The following is a 21,705-nucleotide window of genomic DNA, read 5'->3' as shown; positions in this document are numbered from 1 at the left end:
TTTTATTAATTATTTATCCATTAAAAGTTAATATGGATCGTGCCTAAGGCTTCAAAATTAGAGTTAGGATCTAATTCCGCATGGCTTAGCACGACCACATCAATCCTAGCCTGCTCCATTTGATTAGAAAGAGCTTTTCTTAAATTAGGCTCTACAATCAAAATCACCGGAGCGATCCCTTTTTGCAAGACTTTCATGGCCTCTTCAGAGACCCCTTCAATGAGTTTTTGCAATTCGCCCACATTGAGTAATAAGCTCTTAGAAGCGCCATTTTCTCGCAATTTATTGAGCAAAAATTGTTCGCTATCGGTAGAAAAGGTTAAAAATTTCAAACGCCCGTCTTCAGATTTAAAAGCGTTGGTGATCACCCTAGAGAGCCTCGCCCTCACTTGTTCGGTTAAGATATTCACATCGTTTTGAACCAATGGGGCAATATCGGTAATCGTTTCTAAAATAGTGAGCATGTCTTTAATGGGGATTTTTTCATGCAACAAGGCTTGCAAGACCGAGCGGATCGCACCGGTGGGGATTTTTTTACTCTCTTCTACAATCGTAGGATAGTCTTTAGCCAAGCGCTCTAAAAGGGATTTCACTTCATCTTTAGTGATAAAATCTTCAGCGTATTTTTTCACTAATTCGCTGGTGTGTGTCGCAATAACGGTGCTTGGATCAATAATAGTGTAGCCTTGAATAATGGCTTCTTCTTTATTTTTAGTTTCAATCCATAAGGCGTCCATTCCAAAAGCCGGCTCTTTAGTAGGAATGCCTTCAATTTCTTTATTCACAAAGCCGGTATTCATGGCTAAAAACTTATCTGGCATCACCATGCCCTCACCAATCACAATACCCTTAAGCTTGATTTCATAGTGCGTGGGGGGGAGTTGTAAATTATCCCTAATCCTAATTTGCGGCATCAAAAAACCATAATCGCTCGCTATCTTTTTTCTAATACCCCTAATCCTTTCTAACAAATCGCCCCCTTGTTTCATGTCCGCTAAGCTAATGAGCTGATAGCCTAAAGCCAATTCTAAAAATTCAATTTTTAACACTTCATCAATGGCTTGTTCTTCTTCTCTTTTAAGCTCTTCTTGGGTTTTAGCCCTTGTGGTGGGGACGTGGGGTTTGATTTTGGAGCTGTGGGGTTTTTCGCTCAAATCCAAGCCGAATTTTTGACTCAAATAATTTTCTAATTTAGTGAGCAACCCGTCTTTTCCCTCCCTGCTAATCAGCCATGCGATGAATAAAAAGAGAGCCCCTACAAACGCTAAGGAGAAAGTGGGGAGTCCAGGAATGGTGGCAAAAAGCAATAAAATCGCTCCCACAATCACTAAAGTTTTGCTTTTATTCGTAAGCTGTGTGATGAGCTTGGAAGCAAAGTCCTCTTCTTCATTTTGCGTGGTGCGAGTGGCGACAATACCGGTCGCTGTCGCAATGATTAAAGCGGGGATTTGCCCCACAAGCCCATCGCCAATGGTTAGGATAGTGAAAGTGCTAGCGCTAAAGCTCAAGCTCATATCCCTTTGGAACACGCCCACTAAAAACCCTCCAATAATATTAATAAGCGTGATGATGATAGAAGCGATCGCATCGCCTTTGACGAATTTAGACGCGCCATCCATCGCGCCATAAAAATCCGCTTCTTGGCTTAGAGCGGCACGCCGTTTTTTGGCTTCCTTATCATCAATAAGCCCTGAGTTTAAATCCGCATCAATCGCCATTTGCTTTCCTGGCATAGCGTCTAGGGCAAATCTTGCCCTAACTTCAGTAACCCTAGTAGAGCCATTAGTAACCACTAATAAATTCACCAGCACTAAAATACTAAAGATAATCGCCCCAATCACATAATTCCCGCTCACGCTAAATTCCCCAAACGCCGTGATAATATCGCTCACCGCGCTAGGCCCTTTATAGCCTTGGGTTAAAATCATTCTAGTGGTGGCGACATTTAAAGCCAAGCGGTATAAGGTTACAATGAGTAATAAAGTGGGGAAAGCGCTAAAATCAGTAGGCTTGTCAATATAAAGCCCGATTAAAATAATCAACACCGATAGCGCAATAGAAATCGTGAGTAAAAAATCCAACACAAAAGGCGGTAACGGCACGATAATGATCGCTAAAATCGCTATCACAAAGACCACAAGGGCTAAGTCTTTGGATTGTAAGAAGCGTTTAAAGACAGGGAAAGTCTTTTTAAAAGCTAATTTGGAGCGTTCGTTTGCCATAATCTAAAATCAATGCCTTATTTTGGTAGGTGTGTTTGTCTCTTATTATAATATAAAGTTTGAAAGGATTTGCTCAAAAAAGCTTATTTTACGCTATAATGCGATCCTTATTAAATTACCAATTAGGAGGTCGTTATGGCTTTGAATCTGGAGAAAAAACAAGAAATCATTAAGGCGTTTGCCACTAAGGAAAACGATACGGGTTCTTGTGAGGTGCAAGTGGCGTTGTTGAATGAAAGGATCAGGCTTTTAACCGAGCATTTAAAAACTAACCCCAAAGATCATTCCAGTCGTTTAGGGCTTTTAAAATTAGTCGCTCAAAGACGCAATTTGTTGAAATACATCAAACGCACTAACCATGCGCGTTATGTGGTTTTGATTGAAAAGTTAGGCATTAAAGACAGATAATTTTATCGGTTTTAGGGTATGGCGAGTTTGTGTTGAAAGAGCGTTTGAAGGCCTTTTTTAGTGCGGACTCTGTTTTCACTTTCATTTTTGCTCTTTTTTTTCTCACTTCGTTTAAAAAACCTTTAACGCAAGTCTTGTTGATTGTTTTAATGGTTTTTTTGTTTTTTAGGTGTTACTTCCAATCGTCTTTAAAAGAAACCTTTAAAATCAATCATTTAAAAACCATGCCCTTTAAATGGCTCACTTTGGCTTTTTTAGGGGTATTTTTAAGCATCTTCCCTAACATGTTTAACATGTATGATAGCCAAACCTTCCGCTACAATTTATTCGCTCTAAACATGTCTTTAACTTATGCTTGCGGGGCGTTATGTTTGCTTTTTTCTAGCCGTTTAAGAATCAAATTGGATCAAAAAATCCTTTTTTATAGCATGGCTGTGGCAAATTTTATCAACGGCTTGCTCTCATTAGTGCAAAAAATTTATTTTAACATGCCCAGAGCGCAAGGGTTTAGCACGGTTAAGGAGTATGTGGTTTTAGTGAGCGTGTCAATCTTAGGCTGTTATATTTATGCGCTTTATTCGCAAAGTCAAAAAGAAAAACTTTTTTTCACCCTTTCTGTTTTTGTGGGGTTTTTAGTCGTTATTTTAAGCGCTACAAGGAGCGCGACAATCGCTTTTGTTATTACTTTTTTGATCCTTTCTTGCTTTATTTTATACGCCAAAAAATCGCTCAAACCATTGGGTTATATGGTGGTTGTGAGTCTTGTTTTGAGCGCTTTGTATATGGGGAGTAACGCTTTAGAAAAAAGGGGGGCAATAGAGCAATCTAGGGTTCAAAATCAAACCTTTGAAGAAGATCTGAAACGCTACGCTAAAAAGGACGCTGATAGCAGTATCGGGTGGCGTTTGGAGCGCTGGAAAGAAGCCCTAACGGTTTTGCGTTTAAGGCCCTTTTTTGGTATGGCCGCTAGCGAGAAATGCCAAAGATTAGAGGAGATTTTATCCTTATCAAAGTCTTATAGGGCAAAAGATTTGATTCTTTGTTATGAAAGATACGACAATCAAATCATTCATGTTTTAGCCACTAGGGGGATCATAGGCTTTTTGATCTGGCTCTTTTTTTTATTAGTTATTGTAAAGATTTTTTGGAGCGGGATCAAGCAAAATTCTTTAATATCATTCTTTATATTAACGGTATTCACTTTTTACCTCATTTTTGGCATTGGGTTTGACCCCTTTGATTTCTTCATTACGGGAAGTTTTTTTGTAGGAATGGTCATGATGGCTGTTTTTTTAAAAAAGGATAAAAGCGCTTTTTAGCATCAAAGAGTTTGATGTTAATCAAGCGGTAGTTTCTTGTGGTGTGCTCTTAGGGGGATTTAAGGGGTAAGATAAAAACTTATGCTATAATGCGGTTTCATTCCATATTCAACAAGGAGAAATAAATTAATGAAAATTTTAGTGATTCAAGGGCCTAATTTAAACATGTTAGGACACAGAGACCCAAGACTTTATGGCATGGTAACCTTAGACCAAATCCATGAAATCATGCAAACTTTCGTGAAACAAGGCAATTTAGATGTGGAATTAGAGTTTTTTCAAACCAATTTTGAGGGCGAAATCATTGATAAAATCCAAGAGAGCGTGGGCAGCGATTATGAAGGGATTATTATTAACCCTGGAGCGTTTTCGCACACTTCTATTGCGATTGCGGATGCGATCATGCTAGCGGGCAAACCCGTTATTGAAGTGCATCTCACTAACATTCAAGCCAGAGAGGAATTCAGGAAAAATTCTTACACCGGAGCGGCTTGTGGAGGCGTGATCATGGGATTTGGCCCGCTTGGCTACAACATGGCTTTAATGGCGATGGTCAATATTTTAGCCGAAATGAAAGCGTTCCAAGAAGCCCAAAAAAACAACCCTAATAACCCCATTAACAATCAAAAATAAAAGGGGGTTACTGATGAGAGGATTAGAGAGAGACGCCCATTTCACGCTCAATGAGAATGCGATGTTTTTTGAATGCGCTTATAGTTGCGATAACGCTTTGTTTTTGCAATTAGACGATCGCTCGTTTTTTATCACTGATTCTCGTTACACTCAAGAAGCTAAAGAAAGCATTCAGCCTAAAAATGGCGTTTTAGCGGAAGTGGTAGAGTCTAGCGATTTAGCGCAAAGCACGATTGATTTGATCGCAAAGAGTTCGGTTAAAAAGCTCTTTTTTGATCCCAATCAAGTGAATTTGCAAACCTACAAGCGTTTGGATTCGGCGGTTGGGAATAAGGTTATTTTAGAGGGTGTGCCTAGTTACCACCGCCAAAAACGCATCATTAAAAACGATCATGAGATCCAACTCCTCAAAAAATCTCAAGCGTTGAATGTTGAAGCTTTTGAAAATTTTGCCGAGTATGTGAAAAAGATTTTTGATGAAAAAGAGTCCTTGAGCGAGCGGTATTTGCAGCATAAGGTTAAGGACTTTTTGACTAAAGAGGGGGTTTATGATCTGAGTTTTGAGCCTATTTTAGCCTTGAATGCGAACGCGAGCAAACCCCATGCTTTGCCCAGCGCGAAGGATTTTTTAAAAGCGGAGCATAGCATTCTTTTGGATATGGGGATCAAATACGAACGCTATTGCTCTGATAGGACTCGCACGGCTTTTTTTGACCCTAAAGATTTTGTCTTCAAAAGAGAGCAGAGTTTCAAGGATAAAGAGCGTCAAAAGATTTATGACATTGTGAAAGAAGCGCAAGAAAAGGCTATTTCAGGCATTAGAGCGGGCATGACCGGTAAAGAAGCGGACAGCTTGGCTAGGGGGGTGATTAGCGATTATGGTTATGGGCAGTATTTCACTCACAGCACCGGGCATGGCATTGGCTTAGACATTCATGAGCTTCCCTATATTTCATCGCGCAGTGAAACCATTTTAGAAGAGGGCATGGTGTTTTCCATAGAGCCTGGGATTTATATCCCTGGATTTTTTGGGGTGCGCATTGAAGATTTAGTGGTGATTAAAAATTCCAGAGCTGAGCTTTTGTGATGCGAGAGATCCTTACTAGCCGCTTTTTCCCTAGCCTTTTTAAAAAAAGGCTTGATTTTTCTAACAGAGTGGTTTTAGGGCTGGGATCTAATCTTAAAAATCCTTTAAAAATATTAAAAAATTGTTTTTTATATTTTAAAAATCATAGTAAGATCGGGAAAATTTTTTCTTCGCCCATTTATATCAATCCGCCTTTTGGTTATACTAATCAACCTAACTTTTATAACGCTACGATTATCCTTAAAACATCTTTAAGTTTGCGCCATTTTTTTGCTCTAGTGTTTTATATAGAAAGGCGTTTTGGGCGCAAAAGGAAGCGCGATTTTAAAGACGCTCCAAGAACTTTGGATATTGATATTATCGCTTTCAATCAAGTCATTTTAAGACAGAACGATTTGACTTTACCTCACCCTAAATGGAGTGAAAGGGATTCGGTGTTAGTGCCTTTGACTTTACAACAAATTCTTTTTAAAAAAGGGGAGTGGTGAAATTCTATACCTATAGTGGGGAGACGGCTGCTGAAGCCTTAAAGATCGCTCAAAGCCACCATGGGGTGGATACGCTGGTGTTTAAAACCCAAGAAATCCGTAAAAAAACGCTCACTTCTTCTGGGCTTTATGAAATCGTTGTGGCGGTTGAAGAAGAGAGCGAAAATAAGCCCCCTAAAGCCCCCCTTATTCCAGAAAGTTTGTATGATGAAGAATTGAATGAAGAAGATGTGGTTATGCAGCTTTCAAGCACCGTAGAAGAAATGCGCAAACTCGCCGGGGTTTCATCTAATCAGCACAACTATAGTTTTTCAAAAAATAAGACCCTTTTAGAAAAAGACACCCCGTTAGAGGATGTGCCTTTAGAGGCTAATAAGCAAGACGCCTTGTTGCAAGCCTTAAAAGATGAAGCCAACCATAAAAAAGAAAGAGAAAAAAGAGAAGTCAAACAAGAAGAAGAAATTAAAGATATTAATCTGCAACTAAGTAAAATCAGAGACAGCTTGAAACTCATTCAAAACATGTTTTGGGATGAGAAAAACCCCAATTCTGTCAATATCCCTCAAGAATTTGCAGAAATTTACAAACTAGCCAAACAAAGCGGGATGAAACCCAGCCATTTAGATGAAATCATGCAATTGAGCTTGGAATTGATGCCTTTACGCATGCGGGAAAATTCCGTAACGATCAAGCGCTATTTTAGAGAAGTGTTGCGTAAAATGATTTTGTGCCGCCCTGAAGATTTGAATTTAAGGCAAAAACGCATCTTAATGCTTGTAGGGCCAACAGGCGTGGGGAAAACGACGACTCTAGCCAAATTAGCCGCGCGCTATTCTAGGATGCTAGCGAAAAAATACAAGGTAGGCATTATCACTTTAGACAATTACCGCATTGGGGCTTTAGAGCAATTGAGTTGGTATGCTAATAAAATGAAAATGAGTATAGAAGCGGTGATTGACGCTAAGGATTTTGCTAAAGAAATTGAAGCTTTGGAATACTGCGATTTTATTTTAGTGGATACGACAGGGCATTCGCAATACGATAAAGAAAAAATTGCCGGTTTGAAGGAATTTATAGATGGGGGTTATAATATTGATGTGTCTTTAGTGCTTTCCGTTACCACTAAATACGAAGACATGAAAGATATTTATGATTCTTTTGGGGTGTTAGGGATTGACACTTTAATCTTTACGAAATTAGATGAGAGCAGGGGGCTAGGGAATTTGTTTTCTTTAGTGCATGAAAGCCAAAAGCCTATCAGCTATCTTTCTGTCGGCCAAGAAGTGCCTATGGATTTGAAAGTGGCTACTAATGAGTATTTAGTGGATTGCATGCTAGATGGCTTTAGTAACCCTAATAAGGAACAAGCATGAACAATCAAGCGAGTCGCTTGGATAATTTGATGAATCTTAAAAACCCTAAAAGTTTTTTTGAAAATAAGGGGAATACCAAATTCATCGCTATCACAAGCGGTAAGGGAGGCGTGGGGAAATCCAACATTAGCGCGAATTTAGCTTACTCTTTATACAAGAAAGGTTATAAGGTGGGGGTGTTTGATGCGGATATTGGTTTAGCGAATTTAGATGTGATTTTTGGGGTGAAAACCCATAAAAATATCTTGCATGCCTTAAAGGGTGAAGCCAAATTGCAAGAAATTATTTGCGAGATTGAACCCGGGCTTTGCTTAATTCCTGGGGATAGCGGTGAAGAAATTTTAAAATACATTAGCGGCGCAGAAGCTTTGGATCAATTCGTGGATGAAGAGGGGGTTTTAAGCTCTTTAGATTATATTGTGATTGATACGGGAGCTGGGATTGGAGCCACGACACAAGCGTTTTTGAATGCGAGCGATTGCGTGGTGATTGTTACCACACCCGATCCTTCAGCGATTACGGATGCGTATGCATGCATTAAAATCAACTCTAAGAATAAAGATGAATTGTTTCTTATCGCTAACATGGTAGCCCAACCTAAAGAAGGCAGGGCGACTTATGAAAGGCTGTTTAAAGTGGCTAAAAACAATATCGCTTCATTAGAATTGCATTACTTAGGAGCGATTGAAAACAGCTCCTTATTGAAACGCTATGTGAGGGAGCGCAAAATTTTGAGAAAAATAGCCCCTAATGATTTGTTTTCGCAATCCATTGATCAGATAGCGGGCCTTTTGGTTTCTAAATTAGAAACCGGCGCTTTAGAAATACCAAAAGAAGGTTTGAAAAGCTTTTTTAAAAGGCTTTTGAAGTATTTGGGGTAGGCTAATGAGAGTTCAAAATTTTATCCATTTTTCTGTTGTGGTGGGGTTTTTTTTAGGGTTAGTGTTTTCGGTGTTGAAATTCAATGAGCCAGAGAGCATTTTATTATGGACGGTGTTATCCACGCTTGGGGGATACTTAATCGCGTTGTTGTTTGCGTCTATTTTTATCGCTTGCACGGATTTAGATATTTGTCTTTTTGACAAAAAAGGCACTGAAGAGAGCTTGCTTCGTTTCAACCATGAGTTTAAGAACAGAGAAAAAGAAGTGGCTAGTATTTTAGAATACATTAGAAGTTATGATTTTGATGATGGAAAATAGAATGTCCCAAGAAATTCAAAAAACTGAAACAAGCGAAAAAAATAATATAGAAAAGGTTTTGAACGCCTATGACAAGCAGCAACACCACCATCAAGACGATCTCGCTATCCAGTATTTACCGGCCGTGCGCGCGATGGCGTTTCGTTTAAAAGAGCGCTTGCCCAGCTCTATTGATTTTAACGATCTGGTTTCTATTGGCACTGAAGAATTGATTAAATTAGCCAGGCGTTATGAGAGCGCGTTAAACGATTCTTTTTGGGGGTATGCGAAAACTCGTGTCAATGGGGCGATGCTAGATTATTTGCGCTCTTTAGATGTGATTTCTCGCTCCAATAGGAAACTCATTAAAAGCATTGATATTGAAATTACCAAACACCTTAATGAGCATGGGAAAGAGCCTAGCGATGCGTATTTAGCGGAAGTTTTAGGCGAAAATATTGAAAAAATTAGAGAAGCCAAAACGGCCTCAGATATTTATGCGCTAGTGCCAATAGATGAGCAATTCAATGCGATTGAGCAAGATGAAATCACTAAAAAGATTGAAACAGAAGAGTTGTTAGAGCATGTCCAAAAAGTGCTGAATCAAATGAGCGAACGAGAGCAAATCCTTATCCAGCTTTATTACTTTGAAGAGTTGAATTTGAGCGAGATCAAAGAGATTTTAGGCATTACTGAATCGCGCATTTCTCAAATCATTAAAGAAGCGATTAAAAAGGTGCGTAAATCTTTAGGGGTGGATCATGGCTGATATTTTAAGCCAAGAAGAAATTGATGCGCTTTTAGAAGTCGTTGATGAAAATGTGGATATTCAAAATGTCCAAAAAAAGGATATTATCCCGCAGCGCAGCGTAACTCTCTATGATTTCAAACGCCCTAATCGTGTGAGTAAGGAGCAATTGCGTTCTTTTAGGAGTATCCATGATAAAATGGCTAGGAATCTTTCTAGTCAAATTTCTTCTATTATGCGTTCTATTGTAGAGATCCAGCTCCATAGCGTGGATCAAATGACTTATGGCGAATTTTTGATGAGTTTGCCTAGCCCTACAAGTTTTAATGTCTTTTCCATGAAGCCTATGGGAGGAACAGGGGTTTTAGAAATTAATCCTAGCATCGCTTTCCCCATGATTGATAGACTATTAGGGGGCAAGGGGAGCGCGTATGATCAAAACAGAGAATTTAGCGATATTGAATTGAATTTATTGGATACGATTTTACGCCAGGTGATGCAAATTTTAAAAGAAGTGTGGTCGCCTGTGGTGGAGATGTATCCTACCATTGACGCTAAAGAATCCAGCGCGAATGTGGTCCAAATCGTCGCTCAAAATGAAATTTCTATCATGGTGGTTTTAGAGATTATTATTGGGCATAGCCGTGGGATGATGAATATTTGCTACCCGGTGATTTCCATTGAAAGCATTCTTTCTAAAATGGGGAGTAGGGATTTGATGCTTTCAGAAACCAACTCCAAAAAGAGCCGTAATAAGGAATTGCAAGCGCTATTGAGCGGGGTGAGCGTGGATATGATCGTGTTTTTGGGCGCGGTGGAATTGAGTTTGAAAGAAATGTTGGATTTAGATGTGGGGGATACTATCCGGTTGAATAAAATCGCTAATGATGAAGTGAGCGTGTATGTGCATAAAAAAAAGCGTTATTTAGCGAGCGTGGGGTTTCAAGGGTATAGGAAAACCATTCAAATTAAAGAAGTGGTCTATAGCGAAAAAGAACGCACTAAAGAAATTTTAGAAATGCTAGAAGAACAGCGCAGAGGCAAAGTGGGCGATATTATGAAAATAGAAGAAGAGTGAGAAATGCAAGATTTTATTAAAATTTTTATTCAAGAGGTTGTCTCTACTTTAGAAGGGTTAGTGGGAAAGGCTCCGAGCGTGGGATTAGAAAAAGAAATTTCTAGTAATGAAGAATCTTTTTTGAAATTAATCAGCATGCCTTATGCAAGAGTTAAGATCAGTGCGATTGAAAAAGAAGAGAGCCACATTGAATTACTGGCCCCAGTAGATTTAGTTACCGCTTTAAGCGATCTGATGCTAGGAGGTGAGGGAGCGAGTAAGGAAGAAATGGATAATGATGATTTGGACGCTTTTAAAGAAATGGCTTCTAATATTTTTGGCGCGATTGCTACAAGCTTGAAATCTCAAGAATTGCTCCCTAAACTCAATTTCACTACCACGAACGCTGAGATCGCTAAAGAGCTTCCTAAAAAAGAAGATTATACTAAGGCGATGGTGTTTTCTTTTAAAATGGAAGCCATCAAAGAAAGCCAAATCATTTTATTGACTACGGAGGCTTTTGAGCACCAATTTGAAAAAACGCATAAAGAAGAAAAAGAAGAAACGACACAGAGCGCTACTGAAGAGATTAAAACCCACGATGCGTCTTTAGAAAACATAGAAATCCGCAATATCAGCATGCTTTTGGATGTGAAATTGAACGTTAAGGTGCGCATCGGGCAAAAAAAGATGATTTTAAAAGATGTGGTTTCTATGGATATAGGGAGCGTGGTAGAGTTGGATCAATTGGTGAATGACCCTTTGGAAATTCTTGTAGATGACAAGGTGATCGCTAAGGGCGAAGTGGTGATCGTGGATGGGAATTTTGGCATTCAAATCACGGATATTGGCACTAAAAAAGAACGCTTAGAGCAATTGAAACATTAAATCTTTTTATCATAAAAAGGAAAGGGATATGGCTATTTTTGGGGAATTAAGCTCGCTTGGGCATTTGTTTAAAAAAACGCAAGAATTAGAAATTTTGCATGCGTATTTAAAAGAGGTCATGCAAAAGGGTAGTGGAGCGAATCAAAGGGTTTTAAACCTCGATCCTAATACGGAATTTCAAGCGCCTTTAGGCCATGGCATCTTTAGCATAGAGCAGAGCTATTGTTTAGAGCATGCTAGAGAAAGCGAGAAAGGCTTTTTTGAAAGCCACCGACAATATGTGGATTTCCAGCTGATTATCAAAGGCGTTGAGGGGGCTAAAGTGGTGGGTATCAATCAAGCCACCATTAAAACCCCTTACGATGAAAAAAGAGACTTGATCGTTTATGAGCCGGTCAGTGAAGCTTCTTTTTTGCGTTTGAGAGCGGGCATGCTGGCTATTTTTTTTGAAAGCGATGCGCATGCGTTGAGGTTCTATGGAGAGTCTTTTGAAAAATATAGGGAAGAGCCGATTTTTAAAGCGGTCGTTAAAGCGCCTAAGGGATTGATCAAATTAAAATTATGAAATGGGTGAGTCTTATTGTAGCATTAGTTTTTTGTTGTTTTTTAGGGGCTGTGGAGTTGCCTGGAATTTATCAAACTCAGGAATTTTTATACATGAAAAGCTCTTTTGTGGAGTTTTTTGAGCATAATGGGAAGTTCTATGCTTATGGTATTTCTGATGTGGATGGCTCTAAAGCCAAAAAAGACAAACTCAATCCTAACCCAAAGCTAAGGAATCGCAGCGATAAAGGCGTGGTGTTTTTAAGCGATTTGATTAAGGTCGGAGAACGATCTTATAAAGGCGGTAAAGCGTATAATTTTTATGACGGCAAGACCTACTATGTAAGGGTTACTCAAAATTCAAATGGGGATTTAGAATTCACTTCAAGCTATGATAGATGGGGGTATGTGGGCAAGACTTTCACTTGGAAACGCTTGAGCGATAAAGAAATCAAAAATCTAAAACTCAAGCGTTTTAACCTGGATGAAGTCCTTAAAACCATTAAAGATAGCCCTATTTAAGCTAGCTTTTTTAAAATCTTTTAATATTCACTCTCTTGGCATTCTTTACACCACACAAACATTTTCATGTCATGGCTAATCAGCTTGGCTTGATATTTTTTAACGACTTCGTTCTGGCGGTGTTCAATTTCAGGGTCTGCAAATTCAATGATCTTACCGCAATGCAAACAAATGATGTGATCATGGTGTTCTTTAGCCGCAATTTCATAACGCCGGCCGCTTTTTGAAGTCTCTAAAACGCAGATAAAATTTTCTTTTTCTAAGAAATTCAAAATGCGATAGACTGAAGAAATGCTGGTGTTTTTGTCCTTTTGGCGGATAGAATGCGTGATTTCTTCAGGGCTTAAGTGTGTGCCGCTGCGATACAAAACGCTCACCACTTCTTCTCTTTGCTTTGAATTTTTGAGTCCGTTTTTTTTGATAGACATCCTCAAGCGCTCTAAAATAGATTCTAGAGTTTCTAATCTTTTCATGTTCAATTTCTTCCTTGTTTTGTAAAATGATTTTCATAATTGAAGTATTATTATACAATAATAATGCGATGAACCATAGATAAAACTCATTATTATTTTAATTTAATCAAAAAATATTGATTTTTTATTACTATTGTCGCATTTTAATGTAACTTATAAGATCAATTTCTTATTTTATCAAGCCATTCTAAAAGGGTTTTTTCAAACCCTATGCCTTGAGAAGAAACCAAATTCAAAGGTTTTTCCAAATAATCTTGTTTGACATAGCCGTTATAATCATGCGGGTAAAGGTAGTCTTTAGCGTTAGGCAATAGGTGTTTAGGAATGGGGTAGAGTGAGCCTTTTTGAACGCAATCCAAAGCCTGATTGATCGCTCTATAAGCCGTGTTAGACTTGGGCGAACAAGCCAGATAAATCACGCACTGGCTTAAAATAATGCGCGCTTCAGGGTAGCCGATTTGTTTGACTGAAAACAAGCAAGAAGCGGCTAAATTAAGGGCGTTTGGGTTAGCGTTACCAATATCTTCGCTCGCAAAAATCACCAGCCTTCTAGCGATAAATTCCGGGTTTTCCCCGCCAGCAATCAAGCGCGCCAGATAATAGATGGAGGCGTTTTCATCGCTCCCTCTTAAAGATTTGATTAACGCGCTAGTGAGGTTATAATGCGTATCATCGCTATAAGATCCGTCATTTAGGCTATGGGGCCGTAAGGATTGGAGCGTTTTTAAAGTGATAGGATCTTCTATTTTAGCGCTCAAATCTAAAAGGTTTAATAACGCTCTGGCATCGCCAGCGCTGTTGTTTAAAAGATAGGTTTTAGCGTCAGGCTCTATTTGTTTTTTTAACAATGCTAAAGCTTTAGCGCAAAGCTTGTCTAAATCGTTCTTATTTAGGGGGGTTAATTCAAAAATAAAACTTCTTGAGCGGATCGCATGGCTTAGGCTGTAATGAGGATCTTGCGTGCTAGCCCCTAAGATTAAAGCGTGATCTTTTTGCATAATGGGGAGTAAAAATTCTTGTTGGGTTTTATTCAATCTGTGGGTTTCATCAATAAAAACAACGGGTTTTAAAAGGGTGTTTTGGTAATTTTTAAGCTTAAGGCGTAAATCTTCTAACTTAAAATCCGTCGCATTAAACAAAAGAATGGGGCGTTCTAGCGAATGAGCGATGATTTGAGCCAGGCTTGTTTTACCCACGCCAGGAGGGCCATAGAAAAAGGCATGGGGGAAGTGTTTGGATTGTAAGGCTTTAAATAAGGGGGCGTCTTTCCCTATTAGATGCTCTTGGCCTAAAAAATCTTCTAGGCTTGTGGGGTTTAAAAGCGCAGTCAGGCTCATTTTTTAAATAAAATCAATTCGTAAAAATTCGTAGGGGTGTTTAAATTTTTCGTTGGGGTTTTGGTGTTTTTAGAGTGTTTTTGCAGAGCGTCTTGCAATTCTTTATTGAGGTTGTCTAATTCATCAAGCTTTTCTTTTAAACGCAAAATAATATCCACGCCCGCCAGATTAACCCCCATATCTCTTGTAAGGCGTAAAATCGTTTTGATTTTGTCCATGTCTCGTTGGGAATACAAGCGCATTTTCCCATCAGTCCTGCTAGGCTCTATCAAACCCTCTTTTTCGTATTGGCGCAAGGTTTGAGGGTGCACGCCTAAGATTTTAGCCACAACGCTGATTAAATAAAGCGGTTCATCATAATCACACACGATTCCTCCTTACAATTCTTTTTCTAATAACGCTTTCAACTCATTAGAAAGCGTTTCAGTTTTAGGCAAGATCAAACGAGCTTGCAAATACAAATCCCCCACATGCGAAGTTTTTCTGTTTTTAATCCCTTTGTCTTTGATGCGGAATTTTTGCATGGCTTTGGTGTTGGGGGGAATGGTTAGGGTTAAGGTTTTATGCCAAGTAGCGATTTCAACCTTCCCTCCAAAAAGAGCCGTTTTTAAGGGTAAATCAAAGATTTGGATAATATCGTCTTTTTCGCGCCTATACATTTCATCTTCTTCAATATGGATCTGTAAGAGCAAATCGCCCCTACCCGTTCGCCCCATTTTCCCTTTGTTACGAACCCTGATTTTTTCGCCCTCTTCTACGCCAATAGGGATTTTAAGGCTAAAAGTCTCATTATTGATGCTCACTTGTTTTTTATTGCCTAAAAGGGTGTCTAAAACAGAGACGTTTAAAGTGGCGGTCATGTCTAAATTTTCAGGGGCGAAATTGGAAAAATTAAAGCCAGAAAAGCCTTGCGAGTTTTGAGAAAATCTTTGCGAAAAGCCTCCTTTCCCAAAAATAGAGCTTAAAATATCGTCTAAATCTTCACTAGGACCACGGCTTCTGGCAAAATCGCTGAAATTCTGCCCGCCAAACATGTTATCGCCAAACTGATCGTATTGGCGGCGTTTTTCTTCGTCGCTTAAAATTTCATAAGCGGCGTTGATTTCTTTGAATTTCTCTTCGGCTTCTTTGGTTTTATTCAAATCCGGGTGGTATTGTCGGGCTAAACGGCGGTAGGATTTTTTGATTTCATCTTGGCTGGCGTTTTCGCTCACGTTTAAAGTTTGGTATAAACTCTTGCTCATGAATCACCTTTAAAATAGTTTTATTAGAATACTATCATAAATCTTTAGTGTTAGTCAATCAAGTTTATTGATAATGTTTAGTGGTAATTGAGATTTTAAACCTGTTTCAGCGCAATTAAAAGGAATTTTAACTAAAATATTGAGTTTAAATCCACGATGAGTTTTTAATGCAATATAAGAAAAATAAGAAAAGATATTATTATTTAGCGTTAGGGATCTTTTTTTTAAATGGTCTGTCTTTGAAAGCTTTAGAAATCGCCGTCAAACCTTTTGGCTATCTGGGGCTATTGTATAATCAAGGGGCGCAAAAAAACCCTCACAGCTATGTGGGGGCTTTAGCGCGTCTTGGGGTGGATTTTTCTTATAGCAATGGGTGGTCCTTTGGTATTGGGGCTATTGGGGCTTGGAATATTTATAACAAACAGCGTTTGGCTAACCTTTACATCAGTCTAGGGAATTTTTTTGGTAACCCTAACAATGTTAAACCTTATTTGAGCGCTGGCGATGTTTCTGATGCGTATCTTCAATACACTAACCAGCGTTTTAAAATCGCTTTAGGGCGTTTCAATACCGATTTTGTGGATTTTGATTGGATAGGGGGTAATATTCAAGGGATCTCTGTGGCTTTTAAGCAAAATTCCATGCGTTATTTTGGGATTTTTATGGATAGCATGCTTTATAATGGGCATCAAATCAATAAAGAGCAAGGCAATCGGATCGCTACTTCCCTAAACGCTCTAGCGTCTTATGATCCCGTGTCTAAACGCTTGTATGTGGGGGGGGAAGTGTTTGTTTTGGGTGCAGAATACAAAAATAAAAATTTGATATTCGCTCCTTTTATTTTAACGGACACCCGCTTGCCTTTGCCCACTCAAAACGTTTTAGTGCAAGTGGGGGGTAAGTTGGAGTATGATGCTTCTTTAGCTAAGGGTTTCACTTCGCGCACTCTAGTGCATGGCATGTATCAATACGGCAACACTGATGCGGCCACAAGCGCTAAAAATGCCGGCTTGTTTTTGATCGATCAAACTTTTAAATACAAAATTTTTAATTTTGGAACGGGTTTTTATATCGTTCCGGCAAGGAACAATAAGGGCTATCTATGGACTTTTAACGACAGAACCAAATTCTATGGCCGTGGGATCAACGCGCCCGGTGTGCCAGCGATTTATTTTGCTAACTCCAGCATTTCAGGCTATGTTTTTGGTGGTCTTAAGACTAAAAGGGTGCGTTTAGACGCGATGGTGGCTTTTGGGGATTACCAAGAATATTCTTTAATGAGCAGTTTTAGGGTTTGGACTTATAGGAGTTTGTCTTTTGATATGGGTGGTGGGTATGTGTATGCTTATAATTCTAAAGCCACGAGAAAAAGCCTTGGAAATAGTTCTTTTGTCTTTTTTGGGAAGTTTTTGTTTTAAAAAATGCCGTTTTTACAATCAATAGCAAAGGGCTTGCCAAAAGTAAGTAGTAATTTTTTTGTTTTAAAAGCTTCTTTTAAAATCAGGTCTTTGGGGTTTTTTAGGGAAAAAAGCTTTTTTAAATTCAGGCTCCCATAGTTTGATCACGCCATGGTGGGTCATCTGGTGCATATTGACTAAACGCATGTTTAAAAGAGCCTTTTCTTTAGCTTCGCTATCGCTCAAATCTTCTTTAATTTTGAACGCTTGAATGATCTGCTCCCACAATTCATGTTCTTTAGCGTCTTCGTTTAAAAAATCTTTATAGTTGAAGCCGCCAATCCCCTTAACCCCTTTAATATTATCCCCCTTATCCCCCACAACGCACTGGTAATAAGCAAAAAAATGAGCCTCTTTTTGACTCACATTGAAAAAAGCGTTCGTTTTGAGGTTGAAATGAGAGCCTCTATTGGAATACAAAATATCCTTATCCATGCTGGCTATCACATAATTGTTGGGGTCTTTCTTTTTGTAAAAAGAGATAATATCATCGGCTTCATATTCAAAACAATGTTCGCCCTGGATTTTAGCCCCTTTTTTTAGGGGGTATTTTTCCACTAAAGCGATCTTTAGAGCTTTTAAAAGGGATCTAAAATCTTCATCAAATTGGTGGCGTTTTTGCTTGTAATGATCGCACAGCTGGTAGCGGAAACTCTCTCTGCCCCTAGTGATAAAAAAAGCGTTTTAGAGCAACGGGTCTTGCGCATGATAGATAAAATTTGAGTGGTAAGGAAGATAATGCCCACTTCTTGCAAGCTGTAAGCGGCGAATCTTTTGGGGAGCGTTTTATTAGAGAGCAAACGCCTAACAATATTAGGGATAACGCAATCAATGTCTAGTAAAAGAGTTCTTGAATGCATGAATCTTGTTTTGTTAAACGCTTGTCTAATGGTTAATCCTTAAGTTGAATTTCTCTTTTCAAAAGTTAAACTATTATAGTAAATATATAGCAAATAATAAGTTATTTTAATAATAATTAGCTCTATTCTCATTAAATACGCTAAATTTTAAGAGATCACCGCTTGTTTTAGCTCTTTTGATTGCAAAAATGCTTTTGGCATTTTTACATTTTATGATCAACGCCCCACAAAAAACAGGGCTTAAGGATTTTTTTGTTATTTGCGCGGTAAGTTATATTTCCGGCGTTTTTCCCAAAGGCTTTTGCGGCTAATGCCAAGCTTATTAGCCAATTCTGTATCGGTGCAAGTAGAAGAAAAATGCCTAATGGCTTCTTTTTCATACTCTTGAATGGAAAGGAAAGTCGTGTTATCGCTAAACAAAGATAGGGGTTTATTGCCGCATTCAATGCTCACAATTTTAGGAAATTCTAGGGGTTCTTTATGGGTATAGGACAAAACAATGGGGCATGAACGGGCCAATTCTAGCAATTTCAATTGCTCGTCTTTTTTAAGCTCTTCTAAATGCATGATGTAAAAAGGGCGTTCTAGTTTGTCTTTATTCTTGTATAGTTCTTTCCAAGTGGTATCCTTTAAAGAGAAAAAAGAAAAATCCATTTGCCTTTCTTTAGCGTATTGCAATAAATAAGCGTTCGCAAGCTCTTGAGAGGGCGTGTGGATGATAAAGGGCGGCCGGTAAGAAAAATCTTTAGGCAAGGGCAATTCCGCATGGATAAAGTCTAAGTAATTTTCATAAAATCCCAAGCGAGCGGTCATTTCTTGGTAGGCTTTGTGGTATTGGATCTTACGCAACAATTCATCCATTTTAAAAGGTTTTAGAATATAATCTCTCGCTCCCGCTTGAATGGGTTTATTCACGCCATCTTCATTGACATGCGAAGCCATCATGATGATGATTTGCTTGGAATTATAACGCACAAAATGTTCGCAACGCCCTTGAGTGCAAACTTTAGAAGAAACTAAAATCACATCATAAGGCTCTTTATTTTCTTCTGAAATGCTAGAGATGATCTCGCAAAAATGCCCCAAATCATGCAAATTATGCGAGATACTCCTAGCTAGCGCTAAATCATCTTCAATGATTAAGATTTTCATCAATTCTTCCTTTTATCGCGTTTAAAGTTTTTGTTTATAACGCATGCTCGCATGCGCTTGGACTAACAGCCCTTCTTGTTTGCCAATGAACCCCATTTTTTCCATTGTAGTGGCTTTCAAGCTGATTTGAGATTTTTCTAAACCTAAAAGTTGGCTCAAACTCTCTAAAATCGCCGGTTTGTAAGGAGTGATTTTAGGGATTTCGCTAAAAATAGTCGCTCCCATTTCAAGCAATTCAAACCCAATGCTTTGAGAAAAATCCAACACGATTTTTAAAAGCTCTTTAGAAGAGGCGTTTTTGTATTTGGGGTCATTATCAGGGAACCATTCGCCAATATCCCCCCCTTTAATCGCTCCTAAAATCGCATCAATAACCGCATGCAACAAAGCATCGCCATCGCTGTGAGCCTTTAACCCAAACTCGCAATCCAAAACAACCCCCCCTAAAACCATAGGCTTATTTTTAACAAACGCATGCGTATCAAAGCCCATGCCGATAAAAGTGTCCTTTGCTGGGTTGAAAAAGAGCGCGAAATGTTTCAAATCATCGTTCGTGGTGAGTTTGTGCAAATTTTTACTGCCTTCAATATAACTCACACGATCAGGGAAAGCTTGTAAAATCGCGCTGCTTTCATCTTTAAAATCCCCTTGATTTAGGGCTGATTGGAGCGTTTTGGTGTGGCTTAATTGCGGGGTTTGAATGAGTTTGATCGCCTCTCTGTCTAAAGTCTCGTTATAATAGATTGCTGTGTCATAGCAAGGCAAGTAAGGGGCGATGCAATAATGGCTCGTTTGTTGGAGGGTTAAAAACAAACTTTTAAGCGCTTCCATATTGGCTAAACCCCTAGCCACATCGCTTGTGAGCGTGTAAGCGCTATCAATTACTTTTAAAGCGTTACGCACGGATTCTTGCCTTGATGCCCCGCCTTTTACAAGCTTGATTTCAGGGTAATGGCGTTGGATATAAATATAATCCAATCCGCTTACAACCAGAATAATTTCTTTAAAGTCTAGGGCTTCTTTAAAGCTCTCATAAACGCTGAGCCATAAGGGGGTATGATTAGAGCGTAACCATTGTTTTTTGATGGTTTGAGAAAAACGCTTAGACTCCCCAGCAGCCAATAAAACAACGCTCGTTTGTTTGATAAGCGTTTCTAGCGTTTCTTTAGTTTCAAAAGGGTCTTCTTCTAAACTTTCTAAAGAGAGTTTAAAAGCTTCCCCATTCACTCTAATCAAAGACATGCGACTAACGACCCACCCCTATCATTTTACCAAAATGATCCTATAACCTTGATTCAAGTCTAAAACTAAGAATCGTTTGGGTTTGCCTTTATACTTTTCTAAAGCATGGTTAAAATCCGCAACGCTTTTCACTTCAATCTCTTCAATTTTTGTGATGATATTGCCTTGCCTGAAGCCGGCTTGCTCTGCTGGGGAATTTTCATTCACTTGAGAGACTAAAACCCCTTGAACATCATCGCTCAAACGCATAGACCTTTTGGTTTTTTGGGTTAAATCTTCCACTTGAAGCCCGTTCAATTGGCCTTGTGCGCCGTTTTGAGCAGAAATGGTTTCTTTTTTGTTAGGGTTTTTCCTTTCAGCTAGAGTGAGGGTGAAAGCGCGTTCTTTTTTGTCTCTAATGACTTTTAAGGTTACTCTTTGATTGGGTAGCATGGAGCCGATTAGATTTCTCAATTCGTTCGTGTTTTTAACCTTTTTCCCATTGACTTCAGTGATCAAATCCCACACCAAAATCCCTGCTTTTTTAGCCGGAGAGTCTTTTTCTACGCTAATGACCACCGCTCCTTCTTTATTGTCGTAAGAATTTTGCAAATCGCCGCTCAAATCTTGCAAGCCCACGCCCAAGTAACCTCTTTCAATCTTACCGGTTTTGATGAGTTGGGTTACAATATCCTTAACCATGTTAGAAGGGATGGCAAAGCCAATGCCGTGGTTGCCCCCGGTCTTAGAAATGATAGCGGTATTGATCCCCACTAACCCTCCACGGCTGTCAATCAAAGCGCCGCCGGAATTTCCAGGATTGATGGAAGCGTCTGTTTGAATGAAATTTTCATAGCTGTTGATCCCGATCCCGCTTTTATTGAGCGCTGAAACAATGCCTTGCGTAACGCTTTCACCCACGCCAAAAGGGTTACCAATCGCAAAAACCAAATCGCCCACTAAAATATCATTAGAATCAGAGAATTTGATCGTGGGCAAGTTGTCTTTAGTGATGCGAATCACGGCTAAATCGCTTTCAGAATCCGTGCCTACTAAAGTAGCGGAATACTCTTTATTGCTCCCTGGAATGGTTACTTTAATCTTGTCCGCGCCATCAATCACATGGTTATTGGTCACGATATAGCCATCTTTAGAAATGATGACACCGCTGCCTAAAGCCCTTTCCATTCTTTCTTTAGGGATCATGCCGCCCAAATCCCCAAAAAATTGTTGGAAAAAGGGGTCGTTAAACATACCACTACCCATAAAATTGTTTTTAATCTTCTTTTCAGTAGAGATATTCACCACCGCCTTAATAGAATCCTTAATAGAATCGTGGTAAGAATAGATCGTATCCTCTTTAGAGGGGACGCTTATTCGCTCTTTCACTTTGGGCATGTTTTGGATTTGGATATTGCCCGCATTCAAGCTTAACGCTAAAGCCAAAGAGATAAAAAGGGTTTTTTTCATCATGGTTACTTCCTTGATTGATGT

Annotated in this window: 22 protein-coding genes and 1 pseudogene; 14 read left to right on the top strand and 9 right to left on the bottom strand. The window is 39.1% G+C overall.

Features of this window, described 5'->3' with window-relative positions:
* Positions 1 to 20 precede the first annotated feature (20 nt).
* Positions 21 to 2,222, bottom strand: coding sequence for a flagellar biosynthesis protein FlhA (gene flhA, locus EAL44_RS04790; RefSeq protein WP_121075306.1), 2,202 nt, complete (start codon positions 2,220 to 2,222; stop codon positions 21 to 23).
* A 135-nt stretch (positions 2,223 to 2,357) separates the two neighbouring features.
* Between flhA and rpsO the strand changes: the two genes are divergently transcribed.
* The 13 genes from rpsO to EAL44_RS04725 all read left to right on the top strand — a co-directional run bounded on the left by rpsO (position 2,358) and on the right by EAL44_RS04725 (position 12,467).
* Complete coding sequence (gene rpsO / locus EAL44_RS04785; protein ID WP_053577092.1) at positions 2,358 to 2,630, top strand: 30S ribosomal protein S15; 273 nt, start codon at positions 2,358 to 2,360, stop codon at positions 2,628 to 2,630.
* A 29-nt stretch (positions 2,631 to 2,659) separates the two neighbouring features.
* Entirely contained in the window at positions 2,660 to 3,949 is a 1,290-nt protein-coding gene (locus EAL44_RS04780; RefSeq protein ID WP_121075303.1) for an O-antigen ligase family protein, read from the top strand.
* 129 nt (positions 3,950 to 4,078) lie between these two features.
* Positions 4,079 to 4,582, top strand: a complete 504-nt coding sequence (gene aroQ / locus EAL44_RS04775; protein WP_000699284.1) for a type II 3-dehydroquinate dehydratase — start codon at positions 4,079 to 4,081, stop codon at positions 4,580 to 4,582.
* 13 nt (positions 4,583 to 4,595) lie between these two features.
* Positions 4,596 to 5,669 carry an aminopeptidase gene (locus EAL44_RS04770; RefSeq protein ID WP_121075300.1) on the top strand — a complete coding sequence of 358 codons (1,074 nt, stop codon included), beginning with the start codon at positions 4,596 to 4,598 and terminating at the stop codon, positions 5,667 to 5,669.
* Positions 5,669 to 6,157, top strand: coding sequence for a 2-amino-4-hydroxy-6-hydroxymethyldihydropteridine diphosphokinase (folK, locus tag EAL44_RS04765; protein WP_001923620.1), 489 nt, complete (start codon positions 5,669 to 5,671; stop codon positions 6,155 to 6,157). The genes EAL44_RS04770 and folK overlap by 1 nt, the downstream gene beginning before the upstream one ends.
* Positions 6,154 to 7,530 carry a flagellar biosynthesis GTPase FlhF gene (gene flhF, locus EAL44_RS04760; RefSeq protein ID WP_162970359.1) on the top strand — a complete coding sequence of 459 codons (1,377 nt, stop codon included), beginning with the start codon at positions 6,154 to 6,156 and terminating at the stop codon, positions 7,528 to 7,530. The genes folK and flhF overlap by 4 nt, the downstream gene beginning before the upstream one ends.
* The gene (ylxH, locus tag EAL44_RS04755) at positions 7,527 to 8,411 is read left to right on the top strand and encodes a flagellum site-determining protein YlxH (RefSeq protein ID WP_121075294.1); all 885 of its coding nucleotides are present in this window, start codon (positions 7,527 to 7,529) and stop codon (positions 8,409 to 8,411) included. Before flhF ends, ylxH begins: the two co-directional genes overlap by 4 nt.
* A 4-nt stretch (positions 8,412 to 8,415) precedes the next feature.
* Positions 8,416 to 8,730 carry a hypothetical protein gene (locus EAL44_RS04750; RefSeq protein ID WP_001265941.1) on the top strand — a complete coding sequence of 105 codons (315 nt, stop codon included), beginning with the start codon at positions 8,416 to 8,418 and terminating at the stop codon, positions 8,728 to 8,730.
* The gene (locus tag EAL44_RS04745; protein WP_121075291.1) at positions 8,708 to 9,478 is read left to right on the top strand and encodes an RNA polymerase sigma factor FliA; all 771 of its coding nucleotides are present in this window, start codon (positions 8,708 to 8,710) and stop codon (positions 9,476 to 9,478) included. Before EAL44_RS04750 ends, EAL44_RS04745 begins: the two co-directional genes overlap by 23 nt.
* A complete protein-coding gene (fliM, locus tag EAL44_RS04740; protein WP_121010574.1) occupies positions 9,471 to 10,535 on the top strand; it encodes a flagellar motor switch protein FliM in 1,065 nt (354 codons plus the stop codon). Before EAL44_RS04745 ends, fliM begins: the two co-directional genes overlap by 8 nt.
* Before the next feature lie 3 nt (positions 10,536 to 10,538).
* The gene (fliY, locus tag EAL44_RS04735; RefSeq protein WP_121075288.1) at positions 10,539 to 11,402 is read left to right on the top strand and encodes a flagellar motor switch protein FliY; all 864 of its coding nucleotides are present in this window, start codon (positions 10,539 to 10,541) and stop codon (positions 11,400 to 11,402) included.
* Positions 11,403 to 11,430: 28 nt separating this feature from the next.
* A complete protein-coding gene (locus EAL44_RS04730; protein ID WP_121075284.1) occupies positions 11,431 to 11,967 on the top strand; it encodes a NanQ anomerase/TabA/YiaL family protein in 537 nt (178 codons plus the stop codon).
* Positions 11,964 to 12,467: a DUF2147 domain-containing protein gene (locus tag EAL44_RS04725; RefSeq protein WP_121075281.1), complete on the top strand. Its 504-nt coding sequence runs from the start codon at positions 11,964 to 11,966 to the stop codon at positions 12,465 to 12,467. The genes EAL44_RS04730 and EAL44_RS04725 overlap by 4 nt, the downstream gene beginning before the upstream one ends.
* Positions 12,468 to 12,487: 20 nt before the next feature.
* On the opposite strand, the gene fur is transcribed toward EAL44_RS04725, so the two are convergent.
* From fur to EAL44_RS04705, 4 genes are all read right to left on the bottom strand, one after another.
* The gene (fur, locus tag EAL44_RS04720) at positions 12,488 to 12,940 is read right to left on the bottom strand and encodes a ferric iron uptake transcriptional regulator (protein WP_021177510.1); all 453 of its coding nucleotides are present in this window, start codon (positions 12,938 to 12,940) and stop codon (positions 12,488 to 12,490) included.
* A gap of 161 nt (positions 12,941 to 13,101) precedes the next feature.
* Positions 13,102 to 14,277, bottom strand: coding sequence for a replication-associated recombination protein A (locus EAL44_RS04715; RefSeq protein ID WP_121075278.1), 1,176 nt, complete (start codon positions 14,275 to 14,277; stop codon positions 13,102 to 13,104).
* Positions 14,274 to 14,645 carry a heat shock protein transcriptional repressor HspR gene (locus tag EAL44_RS04710; RefSeq protein WP_000332999.1) on the bottom strand — a complete coding sequence of 124 codons (372 nt, stop codon included), beginning with the start codon at positions 14,643 to 14,645 and terminating at the stop codon, positions 14,274 to 14,276. Before EAL44_RS04710 ends, EAL44_RS04715 begins: the two co-directional genes overlap by 4 nt.
* Positions 14,646 to 14,654: 9 nt before the next feature.
* Positions 14,655 to 15,521, bottom strand: coding sequence for a DnaJ C-terminal domain-containing protein (locus EAL44_RS04705; protein ID WP_121075275.1), 867 nt, complete (start codon positions 15,519 to 15,521; stop codon positions 14,655 to 14,657).
* 167 nt (positions 15,522 to 15,688) lie between these two features.
* On the opposite strand from EAL44_RS04705, the gene EAL44_RS04700 reads away from it, so the two are divergent.
* On the top strand, positions 15,689 to 16,939 hold the full coding sequence (locus tag EAL44_RS04700; RefSeq protein WP_121075272.1) for a hypothetical protein: 1,251 nt from the start codon (positions 15,689 to 15,691) through the stop codon (positions 16,937 to 16,939).
* Positions 16,940 to 17,002: 63 nt separating this feature from the next.
* On the opposite strand, the pseudogene EAL44_RS04695 reads toward EAL44_RS04700, so the two are convergent.
* From EAL44_RS04695 to EAL44_RS04675, 4 genes and pseudogenes are all read right to left on the bottom strand, one after another.
* A pseudogene (locus EAL44_RS04695) lies at positions 17,003 to 17,838 on the bottom strand (5'-3' exonuclease).
* Positions 17,839 to 18,093: 255 nt separating this feature from the next.
* On the bottom strand, positions 18,094 to 18,990 hold the full coding sequence (locus tag EAL44_RS04685) for an OriC activity response regulator (RefSeq protein ID WP_000697559.1): 897 nt from the start codon (positions 18,988 to 18,990) through the stop codon (positions 18,094 to 18,096).
* 21 nt (positions 18,991 to 19,011) lie between these two features.
* On the bottom strand, positions 19,012 to 20,232 hold the full coding sequence (locus EAL44_RS04680) for a bifunctional 2-C-methyl-D-erythritol 4-phosphate cytidylyltransferase/2-C-methyl-D-erythritol 2,4-cyclodiphosphate synthase (RefSeq protein ID WP_121075269.1): 1,221 nt from the start codon (positions 20,230 to 20,232) through the stop codon (positions 19,012 to 19,014).
* Between the two features lie 21 nt (positions 20,233 to 20,253).
* On the bottom strand, positions 20,254 to 21,684 hold the full coding sequence (locus tag EAL44_RS04675) for a DegQ family serine endoprotease (RefSeq protein ID WP_121075267.1): 1,431 nt from the start codon (positions 21,682 to 21,684) through the stop codon (positions 20,254 to 20,256).
* Positions 21,685 to 21,705: the final 21 nt, after the last annotated feature.

It is taken from the genome of Helicobacter pylori (assembly GCF_003637685.1).
Classification (GTDB): Bacteria; Campylobacterota; Campylobacteria; order Campylobacterales; family Helicobacteraceae; genus Helicobacter; species Helicobacter pylori_CJ.
Note: the sequence above shows the minus strand (reverse complement) of the source record. Positions and strands in the feature narration are given on the sequence as shown.